Genomic DNA, 25,126 nt, shown 5'->3' on the forward strand with positions numbered 1-25,126 from the left:
GCTGGTGTCATTACTTGGCTCCGAGTGCCTTCTGGAGGTTCTTCAGGTTGGACCGCATGACGTCGAAGTAGTCAGCGCCCTGGGACTTGTCGGTGATTCCCTCGAGCGGGTCGAGGACGTCGGTGGTCAGGCCCGTGTCCTTGGCGAGGGTCTTGGCCGTCTTGTCGCTGGCCAGCGCCTCGAAGAACACCGTGGTGACGTTGTCCTTCTTGGCCAGCGCCTGGAGGTCCTTCATGCGGGCCGGGCTGGGCTCGGCCTCGGGGTCGACGCCGGAGATGCCCTCCTGGTCGAGCCCGTAGCGCTCGGCGAGGTAGCCGAAGGCGGAGTGGGTGGTGATGAACGTCCTGGTGGCCGTGTTCTTCAGGCCGTCCTCGAACTCGGTGTCCAGGGCCTGCAGTTTGCCGACGAGCTCGGAGGTGTTCTTGCGGTAGTCCGCGGCGTGGGCGGGGTCCGCCTTCTCCATGGCCGCGCCGAACCCGGTCGCGATCTCCGCGTACTTGGTGGGGTCGAGCCAGACGTGCGGGTCCTCGCCGGCCTCGCCGTGGTCGTGGCCGTCGCCCTCGGAGTGGCCGCCGGCGTGTTCGTCGCCGTCGGTGTGCTCGTGGCCCTCCTCGCCGTGGCCCGGCTTGCCGTGCGCCTCCAGCTTGGTGAGGGCGGTGGCGTCGACGGCGTGCTCCAGGCCGGAGTGGGCGACGGCCTGGCCGACGGCCTTGTCGACGGCGGGCTGGAGGGTCCGCAGGTAGAGGACCACGTCGGCCTCGGCGAGCTGCGCGGTCTGCTTCGGCGTGATCTCCAGGTCGTGCGGTTCGACGCCCGGCTTGGTCAGGGTGTCGACCTTCACGTGGTCCCGGCCGATCTGCTCGGCTATGAACTGCATCGGGTAGAACGACGCCAGCACGCTGACCTTGCCGTCCTTGTTCCCGGCCGCGTCGGCGGCTCCGGAGCACGCGGTGAGGGCCGTGGCCGCGAGGGCGACGGCACCGGCGAGGGCGGCGCTGGGTATGAGGCGTCGTACGTTCATGACATCCATTTTCATCAAAGATGGAAACGATTGTCAAAAACCCAGGTGGGGGGCCCGGGCGGTATGCGTAGAAGGGGATCCCGATTTGAAGAGGGGGGTGTGGGCGCCGGTAACCTGAAGCCTTCGCCGTTCGTCCTCGTAATGAAGAGAGCACCGTGGCCGCCGACAAGATCGAAACCATCGTCAGCCTGAGCAAGCGCCGTGGCTTCGTTTTCCCGTGCAGTGAGATCTACGGCGGTTCCAGGGCTGCCTGGGATTACGGCCCGCTCGGTGTCGAGCTCAAGGAGAACATCAAGCGTCAGTGGTGGAAGGCCATGGTCACCGGACGTGAGGACATCGTCGGTCTCGACTCCTCCGTGATCCTGGCCCCCGAGGTCTGGGTGGCCTCCGGTCACGTCGGCACCTTCTCGGACCCGCTGACCGAGTGCACCTCCTGTCACAAGCGTCACCGCGCGGACCACCTTGAGGAGGCGTACGAGGCCAAGCACGGCCGCGTGCCCGCCAATGGACTTGCCGACATCAACTGCCCCAACTGCGGCGTGAAGGGCCAGTTCACCGAGCCGAAGCAGTTCTCCGGCATGCTGGAGACCCACCTCGGCCCGACCCAGGACACCGGCTCCAAGGCGTACCTGCGGCCCGAGACGGCCCAGGGCATCTTCACCAACTACGCCCACGTGCAGACCACTTCGCGCAAGAAGCCCCCCTTCGGCATCGCGCAGATGGGCAAGTCCTTCCGCAACGAGATCACGCCCGGCAACTTCATCTTCCGCACGCGCGAGTTCGAGCAGATGGAGATGGAGTTCTTCGTCAAGCCGGGCGAGGACGAGCAGTGGCAGGAGTACTGGATGCAGGAGCGGTGGAACTGGTACCGCGACCTCGGCATCCGCGAGGAGAACATCCGCTGGTACGACCACCCGAAGGAGAAGCTCTCCCACTACTCGAAGCGCACCGCCGACATCGAGTACCGCTTCAACTTCGGTGGCAACGAGTTCTCCGAGCTCGAAGGCGTGGCCAACCGCACCGACTTCGACCTCAAGGCCCACTCGGCGGCCTCGGGTCAGGAGCTCGTCTACTTCGACCAGGAGACGAAGGAGCGTTACACCCCGTACGTCATCGAGCCCGCGGCCGGTGTGAACCGCGCGATGCTCGCCTTCATGCTCGACGCGTTCAACGAGGACGAGGCCCCGAACGCCAAGGGCGTCATGGAGAAGCGCACCGTCATGCGCTTCGACCCGCGCCTGGCCCCGGTCAAGGTCGCCGTCCTGCCGCTGTCCCGCAACGCGCAGCTGACGCCGAAGGCCAAGGGCCTCGCCGCGGACCTGCGCAAGTTCTGGAACATCGAGTTCGACGACGCGGGCGCCATCGGCCGCCGCTACCGCCGCCAGGACGAGATCGGTACGCCGTTCTGCGTCACCGTCGACTTCGACACCCTGGACGACAACGCGGTGACCGTGCGCGAGCGCGACACCATGAAGCAGGAGCGCGTCTCCCTGGACCAGATCCAGAGCTACCTCGGCAGCCGTCTGCTCGGCTGCTAGTGGCACCCCGGGCCCTCCTCGAAGAGGCCTGAAACGACCGGTGGCCCGGTGCGCGATCCGCGCACCGGGCCACCGTCGTCCGCCCTCGCGTCCTACGCGGGTGCGCCGCCGCGACCGGCCTCGGCCGGCTCGCCCCGGTCCTCGCGCGCGGCCCCGGGCGCGGCCTGTGCCGTGGCCTGTGCCTTGGCCTTTGCCTCGGCCTCGCGGCGCTCGCCCTCGGCCTGGGAGCGCTTGCCGTAGAGGGCCGTCCAGACGCCGAGGGCGGCCAGCACGGCGTAGACCATGATCGGGCTGATGACCACCATGGTCTTGGTGTTCACGCTGTACGAGAGGACGACGCGCACCAGCGCCTCGATCACGTAGGCCACGCCCCAGACCAGGGTCATGCGGCGCATCGTGGTGCGGAAGCCCTCGTACTGCCACAGGCCGTTCCACCAGGCGGTGCTCCGGGCGGTGCCGTCGGTGGCGAACTTGCGGCCGAAGTAGAACATCAGGGGGCGCTTGGCGAGCAGGGTGGCCAGGCACAGCACACCGAACAGCCCCGTCACGACGGAGTCCTTGACCAGCAGGGTCCTGGCCGAGTGGTCACCGACGAGGCCCACCACGGCGGTGATGACCAGGAACACCATGGTGACCACGGCGAACTCGTCGACCTTGCGGCGCCAGATCACGTGGATCACGGTGTCGAGGACGGGCCAGGCACCGCTCAGCAGGAGGGCCGGGAACTCCTCCCAGCCCCGGCTGTCGGTCAGGAAGTTGTAGGTGACGATCGGCGCGACCACGTTGAGCCCGATGGTCAGGAGCCAGCCGAGTGCGGTGGCGACGCCCGATCGGGCGGGTGCGGCGGGACGAGCGACCTGGGTGGACATGCTTCCCCTTGGTGTGCCGTGTGCGTGCGGTACTGGGGACCGTAGGCAGCAAGATGGCATGGACAAGCCATCGGCTGCCCAAAATGATCGTCAAGACACCCGGACCATCGAATTCCGGACATCGCGGCGAACGGTCCCGCGGCGAGCGCGTCACAGGGGGCGGGGGAGCGTACAGGGGGCCCGGGAGGGGCGCATCGCGGTCCGTGAAGTCGGCCAGGACGCGGGCGGCGGCCCGGGCGGTGACCCGGCCCGTGACCCGGTCGGGACTCAGACGCGCAGGCCCCGGATCACGAGCGCGGTGACCGCCTCGAACTCCGTGAGGATCGACGGCGAGAGCCAGTCCGCCGCGTACTGGGGGTCGTGGAACCGCCCGGTGGCGTGGAAGACCGCGCGGGCGGCTCCCCGGACGTCGGGTGCGGACAGGGTGCCGGCCTCGACGCCCTCGGCGATGATCCCGGCCAATTGGTCGATCAGCTCGGTGAGGTGGGCGTCGACCGTGCCGCTGTTTTCGGCGAGCAGCACCGTGTACGTGGCGAACAGTTCGGGGTCGTCACCGGCCTTGTGGCGCTTGGCCTCGAAGAGGGCCTCCAGCCAGGCCTCCAGCTTGGACGGGGCGGGCTCCGCCGGAGCCGAGGCGATCTTCTCCAGCATGACCACGCTCTTGGCCAGCCACCGGTCCGTGACCGCCTCGCGCAGCGCCGCCTTCGAGGGGAAGTGCCGGTACACGCTGCCGTGGCTAACGCCCAGGGCGCGCGCCACGTCCACCACGGTCGCCTTGGTCGGGCCGAAGCGGCGCAGTACCTCCTCGGTGGTTTCGAGGATGCGCTCGGGGGTCAGGGGCGCGGCAGCAGCGGGGGGCATGAGTACGACCGTACAGCCGCGTCAGTGCTCGCTGTCGAGGTGGGCCATCTGCGCCGCCGGGTAGCGCTCGCCGGCCGCGGCTCCGGCCGGTACGGCTTCCTCGACGGCCGCCAGGTCCGCCGCGGTCAGCTCCACCCGCATGGCACCGAGTGCCTCGGTGAGCCGATCGCGGCGCCGGGCACCCACCAGCGGCACGATGTCCTCGCCCCGCGCGAGCACCCAGGCGATGGCTATCCGGGCGACGCTCACGCCCTTCTCCTCGGCGACCTTGCGCAGGGCCTCGACCAGGTCGAGGTTGCGGTCGAGGTTGCTGCCCTGGAAGCGGGGGCTCATGCCCCGGAAGTCGCCCGGTGCCAGCTCCCGTTCCCGCGAGAAGTGCCCGCTGATCAGGCCTCGGGACAGCACGCCGTACGCCGTGACGCCGATGCCGAGCTCGCGGGCGGTCGGCAGGATCTCCGCCTCGATGTTCCGGGAGATCAGGGAGTACTCGATCTGGAGGTCCGATATGGGGGCGACGGCCGCGGCCCGGCGCAAGGTGTCCGCGCCGACCTCGGACAGGCCGATGTGTCGGACGTGTCCGGCCTGGACGGCCTCGGCGATGGCCCCGACCGTCTCCTCGATCGGCACGTCCGGGTCCACGCGGGCGATCCGGTAGACGTCGATGTGGTCCCGGCCGAGCCGCTGGAGCGAGTAGGCGAGGAAGTTGCGGACGGCGTCCGGCCGGCCGTCATACCCGGCGAAGCCGCCTTCGACCGTCCGCAGGGCGCCGAACTTCACGCTCGTCAGGGCCCGCTCGCGGGCCGCCGCCGGAGCGGTGCGCAGGGCCTCGGCGATCAGCAGTTCGTTGTGGCCCATCCCGTAGAAGTCGCCGGTGTCGAGGAGGGCGTTCGTGCCCTCCGGGACGGCTTCGAGGAAGGCGTGGAGGGTGGCGATGGACTCGCCCCGGTCGGCCTCGCCGTACAGGGCGGACATGCCCATGCAGCCCAGGCCCAGCGGGAAGACGGAGGGGCCGGTCGCACCGAGCGTGCGGTGGGCCTTCGGTGCGTCCTGCGCCGTACGGGTGTTCTGGTTCGTGGTCATGGAACGAGAATGACATGACGAGTGACAGATTTCAATATCTGTCACTCGTCAGTGGTGTGGGGTCCCGTCGCGGCGGGGGAGGGGTGGGCGGGACCGCTACCGCTCCGCCCCGACCGGGGCGGGGCCCTGCCCGGGCGGACCGGGCTCCAGCGCCGCGGCGGTGCGCACGGCCGTCTCGCGGGCCCAGCGGCCGTTCGTGGCCGCGCCGACCAGCAGCACGAGCAGTCCGCAGACGGTGATGATCCAGTAGGCGGGCTTCGCGGCCGCCGTGAACTCACCGCCGCCGGCCGTCCCGGCGGCCAGCACGGCCCCGATCACCGCGACCCCCAGCGTCCCGCCGGTCTGCCGGCTGGTCGCGGCCACGGCGGCCGCCACCCCGGCCTGGGAACGCGGCATCCCGGAGACGGCCGTATTGGTGATCGGGGCGTTGACCATGCCGAAGCCCAGGCCGAAGAGCATGAACCCGGCGAACATCAGGGGCGTGGAGGTCTCCGCCGAGAAGGCCGCGAACAGCAGCCCGCTCGACCCCATCGCCCCGCCCGCGATCAGCAGCGGCAGCCGAGGCCCGCGACTGCCGGTCAGCCGCCCCGACAGGGGCGCGAACAGCAGGGTCAGCCCCGCCATCGGCACCATGTACAGCCCGGCGTGCAGCGCGCTGAGCCCCCGTACGTCCTGGAGGTACAGGGTGTTCAGGAAGAGGAACCCGGACAGCGCGGCGAAGGCGCTGACGGCGCACACGGTCGCCCCGCTGAACGGGGCGCTGCGGAAGAACCGCAGGTCGATCAGGGGTTCCTTGCGCCGGGGCTCGTAGAGCAGCAGCCCCACGAGCGAGGCGACGGCGATCACGGCGCAGCCCAGGATCAGCGGGGAGCCCAGGCCGGCGGCCGGGGCCTCGATGATCCCGTACGTCAAGGAGCCCAGCAGCCCCATGATCAGCAGCTGTCCCACCGGGTCGGGCCGGCGCGCGTGCGCGGCCCGGGAGTCGGGGACGTGCCGCAGGGTCAGCCACAGGGCCACCAGCCCGATCGGCAGGTTCACCCAGAAGATGGACCGCCATCCCACCGAGTCCACCAGCACGCCGCCGATCACCGGACCCGCCGCCATCGAGAGACCGGCGACGGCCCCCCAGATGCCGATGGCCCGGGCCCGTTCGGCGGGATCGGTGAAGGTGTTGGTGATGATCGAGATGGCGACCGGGTTCAGCATCGCCGCGCCGACGGCCTGGACCATCCGGAAGGTGATGAGCCAGCCCAGTCCGGGGGCGAGGGAGCAGAGCAGGGAGCCCAGGGTGAAGAGGATCAGACCGGTGACGAACACCTTGCGGCGGCCGATCCGGTCGGCCGTGGAACCCGCGAGCATCAACAGCGAGGCCATGACCAGGGTGTAGGCGTCGATGGTCCACTGCATGCCCGCGACCGAGGCGCCCAGGTCCTCGCGCATCGAGGGCAGCGCCACGTTGAGGACGGTGTTGTCGAGGCTGACGATGAGCAGGCTGATGCAGCAGATCGCCAGGATGAGCGTGCGTTGCCGGTGACTCGGCTCGATCATGGGGCCGATCGTACGTCCGCACCCGCGACCCGGCATGCGGGACAATGGGCGGATGACCACGCTTCCCCCGCCCCTCGCGATCGGCCCGCACACCGTGCAGCCCCCGGTGGTGCTCGCGCCGATGGCCGGGATCACCAATGCCCCCTTCCGCACGCTCTGCCGCGAGTTCTCGGGCGGCAAGGGGCTGTTCGTGAGCGAAATGATCACGACCCGCGCCCTGGTCGAGCGCAACGACAAGACCATGCAGCTGATCCACTTCGACGAGACCGAGAAGCCCCGGTCGATCCAGCTGTACGGGGTGGACCCGGCGACCGTCGGCAAGGCGGTCCGGATGATCGTCGACGAGGACCGCGCGGACCACATCGACCTGAACTTCGGCTGCCCCGTCCCCAAGGTCACCCGCAAGGGCGGCGGCTCGGCCCTCCCGTACAAGCGCAACCTGCTGCGCGCGATCCTGCGCGAGGCCGTCGCGGGTGCCGGGGACCTGCCGGTCACCATGAAGATGCGCAAGGGCATCAACGACGAGCACCTCACCTACCTCGACGCGGGCCGGATCGCCGTCGAGGAGGGCGTCACCGCCATAGCCCTGCACGGCCGCACCACAGCCCAGCACTACGGCGGCACCGCCGACTGGGAGGCCATCGCGCGCCTCAAGGAGCACGTGCCGGAGATCCCCGTCCTCGGAAACGGCGACATCTGGTGCGCCGAGGACGCGCTGCGCATGGTCCGCGAGACCGGCTGCGACGGCGTCGTGGTCGGGCGCGGCTGCCTGGGCCGGCCGTGGCTGTTCAACGACCTGGTCGCGGCCTTCGAGGGCCGGCCCGAGGACTTCCACAAGCCGAACCTGCGCGAGGTCGCGGCCACCATGCACCGGCACGCCGAGCTGTTGGGGCAGTGGATCGGTGACGAGGCGCGCGGGGTGATCGACTTCCGTAAGCACGTGGCCTGGTACCTGAAGGGCTTCGCCGTCGGATCCGAGATGCGCCAGAAGCTTGCGGTCACCTCCTCCCTGGCCGAGCTGGACGCTCATCTGAGCGAGCTTGATTTGGATCAGTCGTGGCCCGAGAGTGCGGACGGCCCGCGGGGCCGGACGTCCGGAAACAACCGAGTTGTCCTGCCTGAGGGCTGGCTGAAGGATCCGTACGACTGCGCAGGTGTGAGCGAGGACGCGGAGCTGGACACGTCCGGAGGCTGACAAATCGCCCTCCGTGTCGCGTGATATACGCCACGCATGGGAGAGGTTTCGCTCAGATGAGCAGAAAGGTCACGGGTAAGACTTTCAAAGGGTGGCACTGGGTGCCACCCTTTGTGCGTTCAAGACTTGAACGCAAATGTATCGATGATCGCTCATCCGAGCGTGATCAGGCCTCTGTGGGCCCCTCTCCCTTCGGGAGGTGAACGCTCTTCGTACCTTCCGATTACCCGTGAGTTACTTTCGATCTGCTGGCGCACGGGTGGTTACAGCCGTATGACGACCAAGTGGACGTACCCATAAGCCTTCGATCTGGGTATGTTCCTGGCCGTCAGGGCAGCCACCCGAGTCCTCGAGGAGTCGAGACCCGTGTCGGAAAACAAAGATCAGAAGTTCGTCTACGACTTCACCGAGGGAAACCGGGACCTCAAGGACCTTCTCGGCGGCAAGGGAGCCAACCTCGCCGAGATGACCAACCTGGGTCTCCCCGTCCCTCCCGGCTTCACCATCACCACCGAGGCCTGCAAGGTCTACCTCGAAAGCGGCGAGGCTCCGGCCGAGCTGCGCGACGAGGTCAGCGCACACCTTGCCGCCCTCGAGGCGCAGATGGGCAAGAAGCTCGGCCAGTCGGACGACCCGCTGCTGGTCTCCGTGCGTTCCGGCGCCAAGTTCTCGATGCCCGGCATGATGGACACGGTCCTCAACATCGGCCTCTCCGACGAGTCCGTCGTCGGCCTCGCCGCGCAGTCCGGTGACGAGCGCTTCGCGTGGGACTCCTACCGCCGCCTCATCCAGATGTTCGGCAAGACCGTCCTCGGCGTCGAGGGCGAGCTCTTCGAGGACGCCCTCGACGAGGCCAAGGCCGCCAAGAAGGTCACCGTCGACACCGACCTCGACGCCGCCGACCTCAAGAAGCTGGTCAAGCACTTCAAGAAGATCGTCGCGAAGGAGGCCGGCCGCGACTTCCCGCAGGACGCCCGCGCGCAGATGGACCTCGCCGTCGAGGCCGTCTTCAACTCCTGGAACACCGACCGCGCCAAGCTCTACCGCCGCCAGGAGCGCATCCCCGGCGACCTGGGCACCGCCGTCAACATCTGCTCCATGGTCTTCGGCAACCTCGGCCCCGACTCCGGCACCGGCGTCGCCTTCACCCGCGACCCCGCCAGCGGCCACCAGGGCGTCTACGGCGACTACCTCCAGAACGCCCAGGGCGAGGACGTCGTCGCGGGCATCCGCAACACCGTGCCGCTCGCGGACCTGGAGGGCATCGACAAGACCTCCTACGACCAGCTCATGACGATCATGACGACGCTGGAGACCCACTACAAGGACCTCTGCGACATCGAGTTCACCATCGAGCGCGGACAGCTGTGGATGCTCCAGACCCGGGTCGGCAAGCGCACCGCCGGCGCCGCCTTCCGCATCGCCACGCAGCTCGTCGACCAGGGCCTGATCGACGAGGCCGAGGCCCTCCAGCGCGTCAACGGCCACCAGCTCGCGCAGCTGATGTTCCCGCGCTTCGACGACACCGCCCAGGGCAGTGAGGGGCCGACCCTGCTGGGCCGCGGCATCGCCGCCTCCCCGGGCGCGGCGGTCGGCAAGGCCGTCTTCGACTCGTACACGGCCGTCAAGTGGTCGCGCTCCGGCGAGAAGGTCATCCTGATCCGCCGCGAGACCAACCCCGACGACCTGGACGGCATGATCGCCTCCGAGGGCATCCTGACCTCGCGCGGCGGCAAGACCTCGCACGCGGCCGTCGTCGCCCGCGGCATGGGCAAGACCTGCGTCTGCGGCGCCGAGGAACTCGACGTCGACACCAAGCGCCGCCGCATGACGGTCGGCGAGACCGTCATCGAAGAGGGCGACGTCGTCTCCATCGACGGTTCCACCGGCAAGGTCTACCTCGGTGAGGTACCCGTCGTACCCTCCCCGGTCGTCGAGTACTTCGAGGGCCGCATGCACGCCGGAGCCGACGACGCCGACGAGCTCGTCGCCGCCGTGCACCGGATCATGGCGTACGCGGACCGCGTCCGGCGGCTGCGGGTGCGCGCCAACGCCGACAACGCCGAGGACGCGCTGCGCGCCCGCCGCTTCGGCGCCCAGGGCATCGGCCTGTGCCGCACGGAGCACATGTTCCTCGGCGAGCGCCGCGAACTGGTGGAGCGACTGATCCTCGCGGACACCGACAGCGAGCGCGAAGAGGCGCTCAACGCCCTGCTGCCGCTCCAGAAGAAGGACTTCGTCGAGCTGTTCGAGGCGATGGACGGCCTGCCCGTCACCGTGCGCCTGCTGGACCCGCCGCTGCACGAGTTCCTGCCCGACATCACCGAGCTGTCGGTCCGCGTCGCCCTCGCCGAGTCCCGCAAGGACGCCAACGAGAACGACCTGCGCCTGCTCCAGGCCGTGCACAAGCTGCACGAGCAGAACCCGATGCTGGGTCTGCGCGGCGTCCGTCTGGGCCTGGTCATCCCCGGTCTGTTCAAGATGCAGGTCCGGGCGATCGCCGAGGCCGCGGCCGAGCGCAAGAACGCCAAGGGCGACCCGCGCGCCGAGATCATGGTCCCGCTCGTCGGCACCGTCCAGGAACTGGAGATCGTCCGCGACGAGGCCGACCAGGTCATCGCCGAGGTCGAGGCCGCCACCGGCACCAGCCTCAAGCTGAGCATCGGCACGATGATCGAGCTGCCGCGCGCCGCGCTGACCGCCGGGCAGATCGCCGAGGCCGCGCAGTTCTTCTCCTTCGGTACGAACGACCTGACCCAGACGGTGTGGGGCTTCTCCCGCGACGACGTCGAGGCCAGCTTCTTCACCGCGTACCTGGAGAAGGGCATCTTCGGGGTCTCGCCCTTCGAGACCATCGACAAGGACGGCGTGGGCGCCCTCGTGCGCAGCGCCGTCCAGGCCGGCCGGGCCACCCGCCCGGACCTCAAGCTCGGCATCTGCGGCGAGCACGGCGGCGACCCCGAGTCGGTGCACTTCTTCCACGAGGTCGGCCTCGACTACGTCTCCTGCTCGCCCTTCCGGATCCCGGTGGCGCGCCTGGAGGCCGGCCGCGCCGCCGCCGAGTCGAAGGGCTCCGACAGCCGCTGACCGTAGAGCGTCACCGGCTCCCTGACCGCGCCCGCCCCGGGTTCCCTGACTGCCCCGGGCGGGCGTCGACGTCTTTTCGTAGGTCGCGTTCCGCAAAGTATTCAACAAAGTTTTACGGCGTCAGGCGGTGGACGGATCCCCACCCGTCCACCGCCTGACGCCTATCCGCCAGGCACGTCGGCGCTTCCCTGTGCGACCGACCGCCAGGCCCCGCAAAGCCCCCCACGGCCTTCACGGAGCGTTTCGGTCGCACCGGAGTGTGCCTGGCGGACTACAGGATTTCGCTTGTCACGTCCCTGCCGAAAGGGGTTTCAACTGTGGCCGAAAGGGCGTGGTGACCACGTGTGACGGCATGCATACTCATGGGGCGGGGGGATTGCGGTTGCACAGCTGGGGGTTCGGTGCTTCGTATCCATTTCACTGGAGTGGACCTGGCACGCGTAAGGATGGCAGGGCGTCCCGATGCGTTGTGGGAAACGATTCTTAGTTTTCACCGCTTAAGAGACCGGCGCGATGCCCGGCTGTTCGGTGAATGGCGTACGGAAACCCGGAGCCGGTTGAATAGTGAAACAAGACTGCTCGGTGCCTTGATACCGGCGCGCGGCTATTTCCCGGATTTCCTGACCCCCACCGAGGGGCAGTACGGCTGGGACGTGGCCCTCGACGCGCTGCGCGGGCTCCGCCCCGAACGGCTGCGGCGCGAGCTGTCCCTCGTCGGCGCGGGCGCCGGCGCGGGCTTCGGCGCGGCCTTCGGAACTCCGACGCCGAACCGGCTGCGCGAGTTCATGGACGGCGGCACCAAACACCTGCCCCGACTGCTGGGCGAACTGCGCGGGTACCACCGGGCGGCGGTGGAGCCGTACTGGACCCACATACAGGCGCAGATAGAGGCCGAGCGGGCCGCGCGCGGCCGGGCCCTGCTCGACGGCGGCGCGGACGAACTGCTGGCCTCGCTGCCGCCGATGCTGCGCTGGCGGGCGCCCGTCCTGGAATGCGAGTACCCCGTGGACCGGGACGTACGGCTGCGGGGGCGCGGGCTGCTGCTCCAGCCGTCCTTCTTCTGCCGGCGCACCGCGGTGACCCTGCACGATCCGGAGCTGCCGCCGGTGCTGGTCTACCCGGCCGCGGCGCAGTTGGCCTCCGCGTCGGCCGGGGGCGAGTCCGGCCGGCCGGAGGAACTGCGCCAACGCACGCTGGGCAAGCTGGTCGGGCACACCCGCTCGGTGGTCCTGCGCGCCATCGGGGACGGGGCCACCACCAGCGAGCTCGCCCGCCGGGCCGGGGTCTCCCTGGCCTCGGCGAGCCAGCACGCCTGCGTCATGCGCGAAGCGGGCCTGGTCACCACCCTGCGCCACGGCAACGCCGTCCTGCACACGGTGACCCCGCTGGGCGCGGCCCTGCTCAAGGGCGGCGCCGTCGTCTCGTGAGGGGGCCCGTACGGGTGCTCCCGTACGCGGTCCCGCGCGGCCCGGGGTCGCCGTGGCCGCGCGGGGGCGTCAGGGGCGTCAGGTGCGGAACGGGCCGGTCACCTCGTAGGTGATGCCGCCGGAGGAGCTGCCCGTGGTGCCGCGCTGGCTGCTGAAGTACAGGCGGTTGCCCGCGGGGGAGAACGCCGGGCCGGTGATCTCCGAGGAGGACTGGCCGGTGACCCGCAGGAACGGGGCCACCACGTCGTCCGGGGTGATCACGCAGATCTCCAGGTTGCCGCCGTCCTCGGCGACGTACAGGTCCCCGTACGAGGACCCGGTCACGTTGTCGACGCCGGTCAGCGGGGCCGCGCCGCCGGGGACCAGGGAGTCGTCGTAGGCCAGCTCGTAGGTGCTGGTGGCGAGGTTGAGCTGCCAGACGCGGTTGTCGCCCTTGGTGGTGAACCAGACGGTGTCGTTGGCGTAGTGGCAGCCCTCGCCACCGTTGAACTTCTTCGACCCCGAGACCTGGCTGCGGGTGACCGTCGGCGAGCCGTCCGGGTCGGGCACGTTGGCCCAGGTGAAGGAGCCCGAGGTGGCCGTGCCCGCCTTGAGGACCTGGAGGGTGCCGGAGGACAGGTTGCCCCAGGTCGTGGGGATGAAGCGGTAGAAGCAGCCGCTCGTCTCGTCCTCGGTCAGGTAGATCACCTTGCGCACCGGGTCCGCCGCCGCGGCCTCGTGCTTGAAGCGGCCCATCGCGGGGCGCTGCACCGACGCGTTGATGCCGTACGGGTCGGCCTCGTAGACGAAGCCGCGGTCGACCTCCTCGCACGACAGCCAGGTGTTCCACGGCGTCTTGCCGCCCGCACAGTTCTGGCGGGTGTTGGAGAGGATCCGGTAGGCGCCGGTGACGGTGCCGGACGAGTTGAACCTGACGGCGCTCGCGCCGCCGGAGGGGTTGATCTCCGAGTTGGAGACGTAGATCCAACCGGAGCCGTCCGTGTAGCAGGCGCCGCCGTCGGGGGCGCTGTGCCAGGTGTACGAGGTGCCGGGCACGCTCTGGCCGGAGCGGGCGATGACCCGGCTGGTGAACCCGGCGGGCAGCATGATGCCGTTCGCGTCGGCCGCGCCGAGCGCCCCGTAGGGGCCGGCGCCGGGCTGGGCGGGTGCCGCGTAGGCGGCTCCCCGCATCAACGTGCCCCCGAAGGCGGCGGCGGACGAGCCGATGACAGCACCGCGCAGGAAGGTACGACGTTCCACGGTCACTCCTGTGGGAGGAAGGCCCCGCGTCCGGTCGGGCGCGAGGTCGCATGCGTCGAGGAACCTAGAGGCGTCGAATTGACGTGACGTCAATTCCTCATGACGCACGAGCGACCGGCTCGGGGTCAATCCTTCGGCGGTGACTTCCGTACACCCGGACGTTCCCCGCGGGACGCTTCGGCGGCTGTCGGGCCCCGGGGGGCCGGGCGCGGGACGTCGGGACGGCGGGGCGCGGCGCGTCGGGGCGGCCGTCGGCCCGGGATCCGAACAGGAGCCGGCTCACGCCGCCGACCTGCGTCTTCTTCGCGGTGCGCGGATTCTCGAAAAAACTTGGCCGGACAGCGATGAGTTTCGTCGGCGGCCCCCGTCTACCCCTCGAACAGCACGGAACGGCGCAGCGCCGCACACGAGAGAAGAGGGACCGAGATGTCCGCCACCATGATCTTCGTCAACCTGCCGGTCAAGGACCTGGACGCCGCCAAGGGCTTCTGGAGCAAGCTCGGTTACTCCTTCAACGCCCAGTTCTCCGACGAGAACTGCACCTCCGTGGTGATCAGCGACACGATCGTCGCCATGCTGCTGACCGAGGCCCGCTACAAGGACTTCACCCACAAGGAGATCGCCGACGCCACCCGCACCTCCGAGGTGCTCCTGTGTCTGAGCGCCGAGAGCCGCACCGCGGTCGACGAGCTCGTCGACGCGGCCGTGGCGGCCGGCGGCACCGAGCCCCGGCCGGCCCAGGACCACGGCTTCATGTACGGGCGGGCCTTCGACGACCTGGACGGCCACACCTGGGAGATCATGTGGATGGACCCGGCCGCCCTCCAGGGCTGATCCCGCGGCGGGCCGGCGCCGCCCGGTCCGCCGCGCGGCTCACGAGGTCGCGGCGGTCCGCACCGGGTAGGTCCGGACCGTCACCCCCTCGTCGTCCAGGCATTGCCCCGACTCCAGGTCGAAGCGCTGCTTGAGCAGCGGCGAGGCCACGAAGGGCCGCCCCGCCGCGCGGCCCACCAGCCCGCGCGACAGCACGTGCGCGCCGGTGAAGGGGTCCTGGTTGCCGATGGCGTACGGACGCCCCGAGCGGTCCAGGAACACCGCGGCCTGGCTCCCGTCGGGGAGCAGCGCGGCGACCCCCCGGCCGGGCACGAGCGAGGACAGCTCGCACACCGTGAGCCAGCCTTCGGCGACCCGCAGTTCGATGGTCATCGGACAGCTCCTCCTATGGTCAGCACGGCCAGGTCGGGCTTGACCTGGTCGCGTTCGGCGACGAACCTCACGGTCGGGTCCGGGGCTCCGGGCGCGTTGACGAAGGACACGAACCGGCGCAGCCGCTCCGGGTCCTGGAGGGTTTCGGCCCATTCGTCCCGGTAGTGCGCCACGTGCTCGGCCATCAGCGACTCCAGTTCGGCGCACAGGCCGAGCGAGTCGTGCACGATCACGTCCCGCAGGTGGGACAGCCCGCCCTCCAGCCGGTCCAGCCAGGTGGAGGTGCGCTCCAACCGGTCGGCGGTGCGGATGTAGAACATCAGGAAGCGGTCGATCAACCGGACCAGTTCGGCGTCCGACAGGTCCTGGGCGAGGAGGTCGGCGTGGCGCGGGGTGGCCCCGCCGTTGCCGCCGACGTAGAGGTTCCAGCCGGTCGCCGTCGCGATGACCCCGAAGTCCTTGCTCTGCGCCTCCGCGCACTCGCGGGCGCAGCCCGACACCGCCGACTTCAGCTTGTGCGGGGCGCGCAGGCCGCGGTAGCGCAGCTCCAGGTCGATGGCCATCCGTACGCTGTCCTGGACCCCGTAGCGGCACCAGGTCTGCCCCACGCAGGACTTCACCGTCCGCAGGGCCTTCCCGTACGCGTGCCCGGACTCGAATCCGGCGTCGACGAGACGGGCCCAGATCCGCGGCAGCTGGTCGACGCTCGCGCCGAACAGGTCGATGCGCTGCCCGCCGGTGATCTTCGTGTAGAGGCCGAAGTCGCGGGCCACCTCGCCGATCACGATGAGTTTGTCGGGGGTGATCTCGCCGCCGGGGATGCGGGGGACGACCGAGTACGAGCCGTTGCGCTGGAGGTTCGCGAGGAAGTGGTCGTTGGTGTCCTGGAGGGCGGCCTGCTCGCCGTCCAGGACGTAGCCGCTGGCGCCGAGTACGGGGGCGAGCGAGGCGATGATCGAACCGACGGTGGGCTTGCAGACCTCGCAGCCGTCGCCGCCGCGGGCCTCCGGCCGGCCGTGGCCGTCGAGGATCTCCTCGTACGAGGCCAGCCGGCGGGTCCGGACGATCTCGTACAGCTCGGCCCGGGTGTACGGGAAACAGCCGCACAGCCCCTGGTCGGCGGCGGCCGGCAGCAGCTGCCCGATCACCTTGACGCAACTGCCGCAGCCGGTACCCGCCTTGGTGCACCTCTTGACCTCGGGCAGGGTGGCGCAGGCGACGATGGCCTTCTTGGTGACGTTGTGGCAGGAGCAGATCACCGCGCTGTCGGGGAGCGCCGACGGGCCGAGCTGAGCGGCGGGACCGAGCCCCGCCGGCAGCACCAACTGCTCGGGCGATACGGGCGGGACGCTGCCGGTGAGCGGGCGCAGCAGTCCGTACGCGTCGGCGTCGCCGACGAGGACCCCGCCGAGCAGGACCCCGTCGGGGGAGACGACCAGCTTCTTGTAGACGCCGGAGCGGGAGTCGGACCAGACGACGTCGAGGCTGCCGGGGGCGGCGCCGTGGGCGTCGCCGAAGGAGGCCACGTCCACGCCGAGCAGCTTGAGCTTCGTGGAGAGGTCGGCGCCCGTGAACTCCTTGTCGCGGCCCAACAGGTCCTCGGCGGCCGTCTCCGCCATTTCGTACCCGGGGGCGACCAGGCCGTAGACGCGACCGTCGCTCGCCAACGCGCACTCGCCGATGGCGTAGACGCGCGGGTCGGAGGTGCGGCAGCGGGAGTCGACGGCGATGCCGCCGCGTTCGCCGACGTCGAGGAGGGCCTCGCGGGCGAGCTGGTCGCGCGGGCGGACGCCGGCGGAGAAGACGACCAGGTCGGTGTCGACGGTCGAGCCGTCGGAGAGCCGCATCCCGCTGACGGCGCCGTCCTCGCCGGTGAGCACCTCCTGGGTGCCGACCCCGGTGTGCACGGTCAGGCCCATCGACTCGATGGTGCGCAGCAGCGCGGCGCCGCCGCCCTCGTCGACCTGCACGGGCATCAGGCGGGGCGCGAACTCCACGACGCGGGTGAGGAGCCCCAGCCCCTTCAGGGCGCCGGCCGCCTCCAGGCCGAGCAGGCCGCCGCCCACGACCGCGCCGCTGGTGCGGGTCTTCGCGTACTCCTCGATCGCGAGGAGGTCCTCGATGGTGCGGTAGACGAAGCAGCCGGGGGCGTCCTTGCCGGGGACGGGCGGTACGAACGGATAGCTGCCGGTCGCCAGGACGAGCACGTCGTACGGGAACACCCGCCCGGATCGGGAGGTCACCGTGCGGGCGTCGCGGTCGATGCTCTCGGCGGGGTCGTCGAGATGCAGGTCGATGCCGTTGTCCCGGAGGAAGCCGGCCGGGGTCAGCGAGAGGTCCTCGGGGGTGGAACCGGAGAAGTACGAGGTCAGGTGCACGCGGTCGTACGCGGGCCGGGGCTCCTCGCACAGCACGGTGACGCGGTGCGTGGCGGTGGCGCCGCGCTCGGCGAGCGCCTCCAGGTAGCGCTGGCCGACCATGCCGTGCCCGATGAGCACGATTGCGGGCAAGGGCTCGGTCATGTCAGTGGCCTCCGTCGTCGGTGAGCAGGTGGAACAGGTCATGCAGCGACTCGTCGTCCTCCCAGGTGCGGGCCAGGGCCCCCACCGTGGAGAGCTCGCCGAGCAGGACCCCGCCGACGAGCCGGTCGCCGCGGACGACGACCTTGCGGTAGGTGCGGCGGGTGGCGTCGGCGAGGCGGACCACGTCGTCGCCGGGCAGCGGGGTCGGCTCGCCGAAGGCGGCCAGGTCGAAGTGGCCGTCGCCGCTGCCCGTGCGGCCGAGGGTGAGTCGGGTGAGGGCGCGGGTCCCGGCGTACGACGGGGCGGCAGCGGGGGCCGTCGCCGCGCCGCCCGTCAGCAGCGCGGCGAGGGTCTCGGCCTGCTCCAGCGCGGGGCCGGCCAGGCCGTACACCCGGCCCGCGTGCTCGGCGCAGTCGCCGATGGCGTGGATGCGGGGATCGCTCGTGCGGAGCCGGTCGTCGACCACGACGCCCTTGCGGACGTCGAGCCCGGCCGCCCGGGCCAGCCCGGTACGGGGGCGCACGCCACAGGCCAGTACGACGAGATCGGCGTCGAGCCGATACCCGTCGGCGAGCTCGACCCCGGTGACCCGCCGCCGCTCAGGGCGGGCGGGGGCGCGTGCGGTGACCGTGGCCACGGCGGGGGCCCCGCCGGGGCCGGGCCCCTGGGCGCCGGTCGTGGCGGAACCCGAGGCGCCGGTCGTGGCGGAACCCGCGCCGCCGCCCGCGCCGGCCACCGGGCCGCCGGTCGTGGTGAGGCCGCGGACCCGGCAGTGCGTGTGGATCTCCACGCCGAGCGCCGTCAGGTGCCCGTGCAGCAGCGCCGACGCGTCCGCGTCCAGTTGACGCTCCATCAGGCGCTCCGCCTGCTGAGCGAGCACCACCTGGGCGCCCCGCGCGGCCAGCGCGCGTGCCGCGGACACCCCCAGCAGACCGCCGCCGATCACCACCGCCCGCACGCCGGGCCGTACCGCCGCGTCCAGCGCCAGGCAGTCGTCCATGGTGCGGAACGCGTGCACCCCGTCGGGGAGTTCCCGACCGTCGGGCGGGAACAGCCCGCGCAGTGGCGGCAGCACCGGGTTCGAGCCGGTGGCCAGGACCAGTGCGTCGTACTCCGGCGCCGTGCCGTCGTCGCAGTGCACGCGCCGCTGTGCCCGGTCGATCCGGACCGCCCGCACGCCCCGGCGCAGCACCGGGCCGGGCGCGGGCAGCGCCGTCACCCCGGGCGGGTACCGGCCGGCGAGGACCTCGGCGAGCAGGACCCGGTTGTACGGCGCGTGCGTCTCCTCCCCGAGGACGGTCACCGTCGGACCCCGCTCCGCGCCGAGCCGCTGCGCGAGCCGCAGGCCCGCCAGCCCTCCGCCGATCACCACCACACGCTGCTCCGAGGTCATGGCACGAGCGTGCGCGGCCGCTGTTTCCCCTCGGCATCGGCCCTGTTACCCGGACGGAACGCCGACCTCAGCGCCGGGATTAAGGGCCGGTGAGGCGTCCCTCAAGGCCGCCTTAAGGATCACTCCGGGAGTCCGGAGGGGCCCCGGAGGCCGCCTAGCGTGAGCGGCATGCGAGATGCGGCGGTACGGGTCAAGGGCGGGATGCTGGGCGGAGCGGGGCTGGTGACCCTGCTCTGGGCGGCTCAGGTGCGCCCCTCCGCCCGGCTCGACGCCCTCTTCGCGACCGCCGCGCACCTGACCGGCCTCCTCGCCGGGTACGGGGTGCTCGTCATGCTGTTCCTCATGGCCCGGGTGCCCGCCGTCGAGCACGGCGTCGGCGCCGACCGGCTCGCCCGCTGGCACGCCCTCGGGGGCCGCCACGTGCTCCTCCTGTGCTTCGGCCACGGCCTGTTCGCCCTGCTCGGCTACGCCGTGCACGAGGGCGTCGACGTGCTCTCCGCCGCCCGGGAGCTGCTCGGCTACCCCGCGCTCGCCGCCGCCGCGGCCGGGACCGTCCTGCTGGCCGCGGTCGGCGTGACCTCGGCCCGCGCCGTACGCCGCCGCATCCCCCACGAAACCTGGCGCGGGGTCCACCTGCTCGTCCACCTCGCCGTCGCCCTGGGCTTCGTCCACCAGCTCGCCGGACCCGACCTCGCCGCCGTCGCCTGGTTCTGGGCGCTCGCCCACGCCGTCGTCGCCGTCCTGCTGGTCTGGTACCGGGTCGTGGTCCCCGTACGCCAGGCCCTGCGGCACGCGCTGCGGGTCGCCGAGGTGCGGGTCGAGGGGCCCGGGGTGGTGTCCGTCGTCATGTACGGGCAGCACCTCGCCGAACTGCGCGCCGAACCGGGGCAGTTCCTGCGCTGGCGGTTCCTCCAGCGGCGGCTCTGGTACACCGCCCTGCCGTTCTCCCTCTCCGCGCCCGTCGACGGGGGGCGGTTGCGGATCACCGTCAAGGCGCTCGGTGGCCACTCCCGCCGGATCCGCCGGCTGCGCCCGGGCACGCGCGTCCTGGCCACCGGGCCGTTCGGGGCGCTCACGGCCGCCCGGCGGACCCGGACCAAGGTGCTGCTGATCGCCGGCGGGGTCGGGATCACCCCGATGCGGGCCCTGTTCGAGACCCTGCCCGGCGGGCCGGGGGAGATCACCCTGCTCTACCGGGCCGGCGCCGAGGAGCACCTCGTGCTGAGGGCCGAGCTGGAGGCCATAGCCGCCGAACGGCAGGCGGGGCTCCACTACCTGCTCGGGCCGTCGGGGGCCGCGTACGACCCGCTCGCCCCGCAGGCGCTGACCGCGCTGGTGCCGGACCTCGCGGAGCACGACGTGTACCTGTGCGGCCCGCCCGGGATGACGGAGGCGACCCTGGCCGCCCTGCTGCGGGCCGGGGTCCCGGCGGAGCGCGTGCACAGCGAGTGCTTCAGCTTCTGAAACCCGGCGCCCGCAGCCCCCGTTCGCCCGATCCCCGCACCCGAACGTCCCGCCGAGAGGTCATCGCGCCCATGCGCCACCCCCTGCACGTCACCCTGCCGTTGTCCGCGACCGCCCCCGCCGTCCCGGTGGGTGGCCGGCACCGCAAGCCGCGCCGGGAGTCCCTCGTACGGGCCGGGCTGGGCGCGGCGGCCCGCGTACCGGCGCCGCGCCGGCTGGCGGCGGGGCTCGGGCTGGCCGGGGCGCTGATCGCGACCGCGCTGACGGCCGTGGTGGAACCGGCCGCTCCGGTGGCCCCGGACCGGGTGCCGGCCAGGCAAAGCTCAACCTTTGCGCAAGTTTCCGGCGATTGATGGTCGCTGCACCGATCCGCTCCATAGGGTCGTCGGGTGCCTGACATATCGACGACGATGATCATCGTGCTGTGCGTGGCCGCCGCGGCGGCCGGCTGGATCGACGCCGTGGTGGGCGGCGGCGGACTGCTCCTGCTGCCCGCCCTGCTGCTCGGCCTGCCCAACGCCCACCCGGCGACCGTGCTCGGGACCAACAAGGCGGTGGCGATCGTCGGCACGGCCGGCGCGGCCGTCACCTACGCCCGCAAGGCCCCGGTGGACGTGAGGATCGCCGTCCGGATCGGTCTGGCCGCGCTCGCCGGGTCGATGGGCGGGGCCACGCTCGCGGGCGGCATCAGCAAGGACGCGCTGCGTCCGCTGATCATGGTCGTCCTGGTGGTGGTCGCCGCGGTGGTGATCTTCAAGCCGGGGTTCGGCGCGGCGCCCTCCACCTCGCCGGTCTCGCGCGGTCGGATCCTGTTGACCATCGCCCTGGCGGGCCTCGGCATCGGCTTCTACGACGGCCTCATCGGGCCGGGCACCGGCACCTTCCTCGTGCTGGCCCTCACCGCCCTGCTCCACCTCGACCTGGTCACCGCCTCCGCCACCGCGAAGATCGTCAACACCTGCACGAACGCCGGCGCACTCGCGATGTTCGCCTACCAGGGCATGGTCCTCTGGCAGCTGGCCGCCCTGATGGCGGTCTTCAACCTCGCCGGCGGCATGATCGGCGCCCGCATGGCGCTCAAGAAGGGCAGCGGCTTCGTCCGCGGCGTGCTGCTGACGGTCGTGGGTGCGCTCGTCGTCAAGCTCGGCTTCGAACAGTGGGGCTAGCGGACCCGGCGGGTCAGTACGTTCCCGTGAGGTGGGCGAAGACGACGACGTTGCCCTGGTAGCCGGTCCGCGGCGAGAAACCGCCGCCGCAGGTGATCACGCGCAGCTCCGCGCGCGGGGACGGCCCGTACACCCGCTTGTCGGGGAACGCGTCGGCGTCGTGCACCTCGACGGCGTGGACGGTGAACACGGCCGTACGCCCGTCCTCGCGGGCGACCTCGATCGCCGCTCCCCGGCGCACCGCGCCCAGGTGGTAGAAGACGGCCGGGCCCCGGGCATGGTCCACGTGACCCGCGACGACGGCGGTCCCCGTGGCCCCCGGGGTGGTTCCCTCGCGGTACCAGCCCGCGAGGTTGACGCGGGTCGGCGGCGGCACTTCGAGGCTGCCGGCGCGGTCCAGGCCCAGGCCGGTCAGCGGCGCGTCCACCCGGATCGAGGGGATCCGGATCCGGCTGGGCGGGGAGCCGGGCAGCGGGTCGATGCTCCCGGGGTACGCGGCCTGCGCGCTCAGCGCCTCACCGGGGGAGGGCAGCGGGGGCCCGACGGTCTCGCCGGAACCGCTGCTCACGAGCCATACGCCGACGCAGGCGGCGAGGGCGACGAGCCCTCCGCGCCCGGAGGTCCGCCCGGAGGTCCCCATGGCTGCCCCCTCGTCTCGCCGTTCCTGTGACTGGCCGTCGCCCGACCCCGCGAACGGGGGGGACCTCGCGGGGTCGGGCGACGGGGACGGTACCGGTCGGACCGCGGCCGGAGCCGCGGTGGGCGTCCGTCAGCTCCGCGTGCCGCTCGCCCGGCGACGCAGGAGCCAGGTACCGCCGACGGCGGCGACGGCCAGTGCGGCCACCCCCGCCGCGATCTTGGCGGGGTCGGAGGTGGTGGTCGTCCCACCACCCACCCCGGTGCGCACGTGGCCCTGCGGGCCGCGTTCGGTGATGGCGAGGTCGCCGGTCGCGAATTTGCCGTTCGCGCAGGTCACCCCGATGCCGTAGGTGCCGGACCGGGTGCCGTGGGCGATCTGGAACTGACCCACGACGACCTCCTTGTGCGTGCCCGGGGCGAGCTTGAAGCGCCCGCCGCCGACGGTGCTCGCATCGCCCTCGGCGTGGCCGCCCTTGCCGCACGCCGTGGTGTTCACGGTGACGGTGGCGCCCGCCGGGGCCGACTTCGGCCAGACCTCCAGCACCGCGAAGTCCCCGGGGGCGAAGGCGGTCATGCCGAGGTCCGCGGCGGCGACCGCTCCGGCGACCGGACCGACGAAGGCGACGGCGGTCAGCGCGGTGGCGGTGAGCACGTGGGCGGTGCTGCGGCGCATGGAAACTCCTGAGGACACGGGGTCGTGTCTCGAGGTAAACCGGCGTGCCCGCCCCGCGCCTGCTGAGCCCCCGTCAGATCGCCGGGGCGCCGCCCGCCGCGGCGGCATCCGCGCACGTCAGAGCCCGTGCGACGGCATCCGTGTCCCCCCACCCCGTCCGGGTGAACCCACCCCCGCGAAACCGGCGGGGGCCGCCGCCCGGCGGGCCCCGCGCCCGCCCGCTCACGCCGCGGGCAGCGTCACCGTCGCCGCCGCCCCCGCCGGGGCCGGGTTGGTCAGGGTCACCCCGGCGCCGATCACCTGGGCCTGCCCGAAGGCGATGGTCAGCCCGAGCCCGGTGCCCTGGCCGCGCTCGGCCGTGCCCGTCATGAACCGCCGCGGCCCCTCCCGCAGCAGCGTCGCGGGGAAGCCCGGGCCCCGGTCCCGGACGGTGACCGAGGTCCCCGACACCGACACCGTCACCGGACCGGCCCCGTGCCGGCGGGCGTTCACCAGCAGGTTCGTCAGGATCCGTTCCAGCCGCCGCACGTCGGTCCGCACCCACGCCCCGCCCTCGCCGTCCAGCCCCTCCACCACGGCCGCCACCCCCGACCGCCGGGTGATCGAGGCGACCAGCGGACCCAGCCGGTGCGCCTCCAGCCGCGGCTCCTCCCGGTCCGCGTCCAGCCGGGCCACCTCCAACAGGTCCTCCGTCAGCGTCCGCAGCACCGCCACCCGGTCGCGCACCAGTTCCGTCGGCCGCCCGGCGGGCAGCAGCTCGGCCGCCGTGTGCAGCCCGGTCAGCGGGGTCCGCAGCTCGTGCGCCACGTCCGCCGTGAACCGCTGCTCCGCCTCCAGCCGCCGTTGCAGGCTCGCGGCCATCGTGTCGACCGCCGAGGCCAGTTCGGTCACCTCGTTGCGCGTCCCGGGCACCTCGGACGGCCCGATCCGGGCGTCCAGGTCACCCGCGCTGATCCGGCGCGCCGTCTCCGCCGCCGTCCGCAGGTCCTTGCTCAGCCGGCTCGCCAGTAGCGCCCCGCCGCCCGCCGCCAGGGCCACCACGCCCGTTCCGGAGGCGAGCAGCACCCCGTCCAGCTCCGCCAGCTCGGCCTGTTCCGCGGCCAGCGGGAGCCGGACCGTCAGGACGTGGGAGCCACCGATGGGGCGCGCCGCCCACACGGCAGGCTCCGGCCCGGTCAGGTCCAGGTAGGTGGTGCGCAGGCCGTCCCGGGCCGCCGCCCGCAGCGCCGGGGGCGTGGTGGGGCAGTCGATCCGGGCGTCCGCCCCGCCGACCTTGTCGAAGTCGAGCCTGCCGGTGAGCTCGTACACCTGCCGTACGCGGACCAACTGCTCGACCGCGCTCCGCCGGGCGGCGTCGGCCACCTGGCACGCCCGCGCCTCGTGGATCAGCACGCCGATGGTGACCGCGACCAGCGCGCAGCCCACCGCCAACAGGATGGAGATCTTCCAACGCAGCCCCAGGGACCGGACGGCCCGCCGGGCGCGCCGCAGCGGTGCTCTCACCGGGGGTCCCGCCCGGTCCCGGCGGAAGGCTTGGGTCCGATGGTCGGCGGGGACCTGTCGAAGCGTCGCTCGTCGCTGACCACCGTCATCCGCTCGCCGTCCCAGCGGTAGCGCACGGCCTGCTCGGAGTCGTCGTCGGCGGCGGTGCGGACCAGCAGGTCCGGTCCGAGGGACTCGGCCGTCATCCGCCGCCCGACGGTGAACAGGATGGGCACGATCCGGTTGTCCCGCGCGGTGTACACGCTCAGCGCCGTGCGGCCGCTCTCGGTGTCGGCGGCGATGACGAGTTCGTCCTCGCCGTCCCCGGTCAGGTCCGCGTGGACGACGGGCCGCAGGCCGGCGCGCCCCGGCTCCCGGATGCTCCCCTTGCCCAGGAACGGGCGCATCCGCCTGTCGGCCCGTACGACGTCCCTCGCGTTCACCGCCGCGAGGCCCCCGGGGCCCACCTCCGGCCCGCCCGGCAGCGGCGTCGGCGCCGGCATCGGGGCGGCGGAGCCGGCCCCCGGCGTCCGGGACGAGGTCCCGGCCCAGGCCGGCCACAGGGGCTGTGGTCGAGGCTGGGCCGACACGGCGGGCGCGGGTTCGCCCTCGCCGAGCCCGCCGGGTGCGGCGCAGCCACCGGCGGCCGACGCGGCGGCCAGCAGGACGGTGCAGATCAGCGGGGAGGCGCAGGAGCGGCGGGGTGATCGCGTCAT

At 72.0% G+C, this 25,126-nt stretch carries 21 protein-coding genes; 8 read left to right on the forward strand and 13 right to left on the reverse strand.

The window, feature by feature from the left end; all coding sequences use genetic code 11:
- Positions 1 to 10: 10 nt before the first annotated feature.
- Positions 11 to 1,021 carry a metal ABC transporter substrate-binding protein gene (locus tag ACFY0I_RS15180; RefSeq protein ID WP_388894869.1) on the reverse strand — a complete coding sequence of 337 codons (1,011 nt, stop codon included), beginning with the start codon at positions 1,019 to 1,021 and terminating at the stop codon, positions 11 to 13.
- Positions 1,022 to 1,176: 155 nt separating this feature from the next.
- On the opposite strand from ACFY0I_RS15180, the gene ACFY0I_RS15185 reads away from it, so the two are divergent.
- The gene (locus ACFY0I_RS15185; RefSeq protein WP_388894871.1) at positions 1,177 to 2,559 is read left to right on the forward strand and encodes a glycine--tRNA ligase; all 1,383 of its coding nucleotides are present in this window, start codon (positions 1,177 to 1,179) and stop codon (positions 2,557 to 2,559) included.
- Between the two features lie 92 nt (positions 2,560 to 2,651).
- Here ACFY0I_RS15185 and ACFY0I_RS15190 read toward each other — a convergent pair whose 3' ends face one another.
- The 4 genes from ACFY0I_RS15190 to ACFY0I_RS15205 all read right to left on the reverse strand — a co-directional run bounded on the left by ACFY0I_RS15190 (position 2,652) and on the right by ACFY0I_RS15205 (position 6,917).
- The gene (locus ACFY0I_RS15190) at positions 2,652 to 3,428 is read right to left on the reverse strand and encodes a VC0807 family protein (protein ID WP_388894874.1); all 777 of its coding nucleotides are present in this window, start codon (positions 3,426 to 3,428) and stop codon (positions 2,652 to 2,654) included.
- Between the two features lie 267 nt (positions 3,429 to 3,695).
- The gene (locus ACFY0I_RS15195; protein ID WP_388894877.1) at positions 3,696 to 4,289 is read right to left on the reverse strand and encodes a TetR family transcriptional regulator; all 594 of its coding nucleotides are present in this window, start codon (positions 4,287 to 4,289) and stop codon (positions 3,696 to 3,698) included.
- 21 nt (positions 4,290 to 4,310) lie between these two features.
- A complete protein-coding gene (locus ACFY0I_RS15200; RefSeq protein WP_388894880.1) occupies positions 4,311 to 5,369 on the reverse strand; it encodes an aldo/keto reductase in 1,059 nt (352 codons plus the stop codon).
- Positions 5,370 to 5,465: 96 nt separating this feature from the next.
- On the reverse strand, positions 5,466 to 6,917 hold the full coding sequence (locus tag ACFY0I_RS15205; RefSeq protein WP_388894882.1) for an MFS transporter: 1,452 nt from the start codon (positions 6,915 to 6,917) through the stop codon (positions 5,466 to 5,468).
- 34 nt (positions 6,918 to 6,951) lie between these two features.
- Between ACFY0I_RS15205 and dusB the strand changes: the two genes are divergently transcribed.
- From dusB to ACFY0I_RS15220, 3 genes are all read left to right on the forward strand, one after another.
- Positions 6,952 to 8,112: a tRNA dihydrouridine synthase DusB gene (dusB, locus tag ACFY0I_RS15210; RefSeq protein WP_388894885.1), complete on the forward strand. Its 1,161-nt coding sequence runs from the start codon at positions 6,952 to 6,954 to the stop codon at positions 8,110 to 8,112.
- Positions 8,113 to 8,478: 366 nt separating this feature from the next.
- Positions 8,479 to 11,199, forward strand: coding sequence for a pyruvate, phosphate dikinase (ppdK, locus tag ACFY0I_RS15215; RefSeq protein WP_388894888.1), 2,721 nt, complete (start codon positions 8,479 to 8,481; stop codon positions 11,197 to 11,199).
- A gap of 401 nt (positions 11,200 to 11,600) precedes the next feature.
- Positions 11,601 to 12,626 (forward strand): ArsR/SmtB family transcription factor, encoded by a 1,026-nt coding sequence (locus ACFY0I_RS15220; RefSeq protein WP_388894891.1) that lies wholly within the window; start codon positions 11,601 to 11,603, stop codon positions 12,624 to 12,626.
- A 78-nt stretch (positions 12,627 to 12,704) separates the two neighbouring features.
- On the opposite strand, the gene ACFY0I_RS15225 is transcribed toward ACFY0I_RS15220, so the two are convergent.
- Entirely contained in the window at positions 12,705 to 13,865 is a 1,161-nt protein-coding gene (locus ACFY0I_RS15225) for an alkaline phosphatase PhoX (RefSeq protein WP_388894894.1), read from the reverse strand.
- Between the two features lie 426 nt (positions 13,866 to 14,291).
- Here ACFY0I_RS15225 and ACFY0I_RS15230 point away from each other — a divergent pair, with 426 nt between their 5' ends.
- A complete protein-coding gene (locus tag ACFY0I_RS15230; RefSeq protein WP_388894897.1) occupies positions 14,292 to 14,699 on the forward strand; it encodes a VOC family protein in 408 nt (135 codons plus the stop codon).
- Positions 14,700 to 14,738: 39 nt separating this feature from the next.
- Here ACFY0I_RS15230 and nirD read toward each other — a convergent pair whose 3' ends face one another.
- Genes nirD through ACFY0I_RS15245 form a run of 3 tightly spaced genes read right to left on the reverse strand, consistent with a single transcriptional unit; the run spans position 14,739 to position 18,986 of the window.
- A complete protein-coding gene (nirD, locus tag ACFY0I_RS15235; RefSeq protein ID WP_388894899.1) occupies positions 14,739 to 15,071 on the reverse strand; it encodes a nitrite reductase small subunit NirD in 333 nt (110 codons plus the stop codon).
- A complete protein-coding gene (gene nirB / locus ACFY0I_RS15240) occupies positions 15,068 to 17,593 on the reverse strand; it encodes a nitrite reductase large subunit NirB (protein WP_388894902.1) in 2,526 nt (841 codons plus the stop codon). Before nirB ends, nirD begins: the two co-directional genes overlap by 4 nt.
- Position 17,594: 1 nt before the next feature.
- Complete coding sequence (locus tag ACFY0I_RS15245; RefSeq protein WP_388894905.1) at positions 17,595 to 18,986, reverse strand: NAD(P)/FAD-dependent oxidoreductase; 1,392 nt, start codon at positions 18,984 to 18,986, stop codon at positions 17,595 to 17,597.
- Positions 18,987 to 19,154: 168 nt separating this feature from the next.
- Between ACFY0I_RS15245 and ACFY0I_RS15250 the strand changes: the two genes are divergently transcribed.
- The 3 genes from ACFY0I_RS15250 to ACFY0I_RS15260 all read left to right on the forward strand — a co-directional run bounded on the left by ACFY0I_RS15250 (position 19,155) and on the right by ACFY0I_RS15260 (position 21,616).
- Positions 19,155 to 20,450: a ferric reductase-like transmembrane domain-containing protein gene (locus tag ACFY0I_RS15250; protein ID WP_388894908.1), complete on the forward strand. Its 1,296-nt coding sequence runs from the start codon at positions 19,155 to 19,157 to the stop codon at positions 20,448 to 20,450.
- A 71-nt stretch (positions 20,451 to 20,521) separates the two neighbouring features.
- The gene (locus ACFY0I_RS15255; RefSeq protein ID WP_388894911.1) at positions 20,522 to 20,803 is read left to right on the forward strand and encodes a hypothetical protein; all 282 of its coding nucleotides are present in this window, start codon (positions 20,522 to 20,524) and stop codon (positions 20,801 to 20,803) included.
- Between the two features lie 36 nt (positions 20,804 to 20,839).
- A complete protein-coding gene (locus tag ACFY0I_RS15260; protein WP_388894914.1) occupies positions 20,840 to 21,616 on the forward strand; it encodes a sulfite exporter TauE/SafE family protein in 777 nt (258 codons plus the stop codon).
- Between the two features lie 13 nt (positions 21,617 to 21,629).
- Here ACFY0I_RS15260 and ACFY0I_RS15265 read toward each other — a convergent pair whose 3' ends face one another.
- The 4 genes from ACFY0I_RS15265 to ACFY0I_RS15280 form a co-directional block, all read right to left on the reverse strand.
- Positions 21,630 to 22,256: a class F sortase gene (locus ACFY0I_RS15265; RefSeq protein WP_388894916.1), complete on the reverse strand. Its 627-nt coding sequence runs from the start codon at positions 22,254 to 22,256 to the stop codon at positions 21,630 to 21,632.
- A gap of 129 nt (positions 22,257 to 22,385) precedes the next feature.
- Complete coding sequence (locus tag ACFY0I_RS15270) at positions 22,386 to 22,928, reverse strand: hypothetical protein (RefSeq protein WP_388894919.1); 543 nt, start codon at positions 22,926 to 22,928, stop codon at positions 22,386 to 22,388.
- Positions 22,929 to 23,150: 222 nt separating this feature from the next.
- Positions 23,151 to 24,431, reverse strand: a complete 1,281-nt coding sequence (locus tag ACFY0I_RS15275; protein WP_388894922.1) for a sensor histidine kinase — start codon at positions 24,429 to 24,431, stop codon at positions 23,151 to 23,153.
- On the reverse strand, positions 24,428 to 25,126 hold the full coding sequence (locus ACFY0I_RS15280) for a hypothetical protein (RefSeq protein ID WP_388894926.1): 699 nt from the start codon (positions 25,124 to 25,126) through the stop codon (positions 24,428 to 24,430). Before ACFY0I_RS15280 ends, ACFY0I_RS15275 begins: the two co-directional genes overlap by 4 nt.

This window comes from Streptomyces sp. NPDC001568 (genome assembly GCF_042893755.1).
Lineage (GTDB): Bacteria > Actinomycetota > Actinomycetes > Streptomycetales > Streptomycetaceae > Streptomyces.

Bases quoted from the DNA above. Each gene is read 5' to 3' on its own strand.
- ACFY0I_RS15180 (WP_388894869.1), bottom strand. From the start codon at position 1,021: ATGAACGTACGACGCCTCATACCCAGCGCCGCCCTCGCCGGTGCCGTC.
- ACFY0I_RS15190 (WP_388894874.1), bottom strand. From the start codon at position 3,428: ATGTCCACCCAGGTCGCTCGTCCCGCCGCACCCGCCCGATCGGGCGTC.
- ACFY0I_RS15195 (WP_388894877.1), bottom strand. From the start codon at position 4,289: ATGCCCCCCGCTGCTGCCGCGCCCCTGACCCCCGAGCGCATCCTCGAA.
- ACFY0I_RS15200 (WP_388894880.1), bottom strand. From the start codon at position 5,369: ATGACCACGAACCAGAACACCCGTACGGCGCAGGACGCACCGAAGGCC.
- ACFY0I_RS15205 (WP_388894882.1), bottom strand. From the start codon at position 6,917: ATGATCGAGCCGAGTCACCGGCAACGCACGCTCATCCTGGCGATCTGC.
- dusB (WP_388894885.1), top strand. From the start codon at position 6,952: ATGCGGGACAATGGGCGGATGACCACGCTTCCCCCGCCCCTCGCGATC.
- ACFY0I_RS15230 (WP_388894897.1), top strand. From the start codon at position 14,292: ATGTCCGCCACCATGATCTTCGTCAACCTGCCGGTCAAGGACCTGGAC.
- nirD (WP_388894899.1), bottom strand. From the start codon at position 15,071: ATGACCATCGAACTGCGGGTCGCCGAAGGCTGGCTCACGGTGTGCGAG.
- nirB (WP_388894902.1), bottom strand. From the start codon at position 17,593: ATGACCGAGCCCTTGCCCGCAATCGTGCTCATCGGGCACGGCATGGTC.
- ACFY0I_RS15245 (WP_388894905.1), bottom strand. From the start codon at position 18,986: ATGACCTCGGAGCAGCGTGTGGTGGTGATCGGCGGAGGGCTGGCGGGC.
- ACFY0I_RS15250 (WP_388894908.1), top strand. From the start codon at position 19,155: ATGCGAGATGCGGCGGTACGGGTCAAGGGCGGGATGCTGGGCGGAGCG.
- ACFY0I_RS15255 (WP_388894911.1), top strand. From the start codon at position 20,522: ATGCGCCACCCCCTGCACGTCACCCTGCCGTTGTCCGCGACCGCCCCC.
- ACFY0I_RS15265 (WP_388894916.1), bottom strand. From the start codon at position 22,256: ATGGGGACCTCCGGGCGGACCTCCGGGCGCGGAGGGCTCGTCGCCCTC.
- ACFY0I_RS15270 (WP_388894919.1), bottom strand. From the start codon at position 22,928: ATGCGCCGCAGCACCGCCCACGTGCTCACCGCCACCGCGCTGACCGCC.
- ACFY0I_RS15280 (WP_388894926.1), bottom strand. From the start codon at position 25,126: ATGACGCGATCACCCCGCCGCTCCTGCGCCTCCCCGCTGATCTGCACC.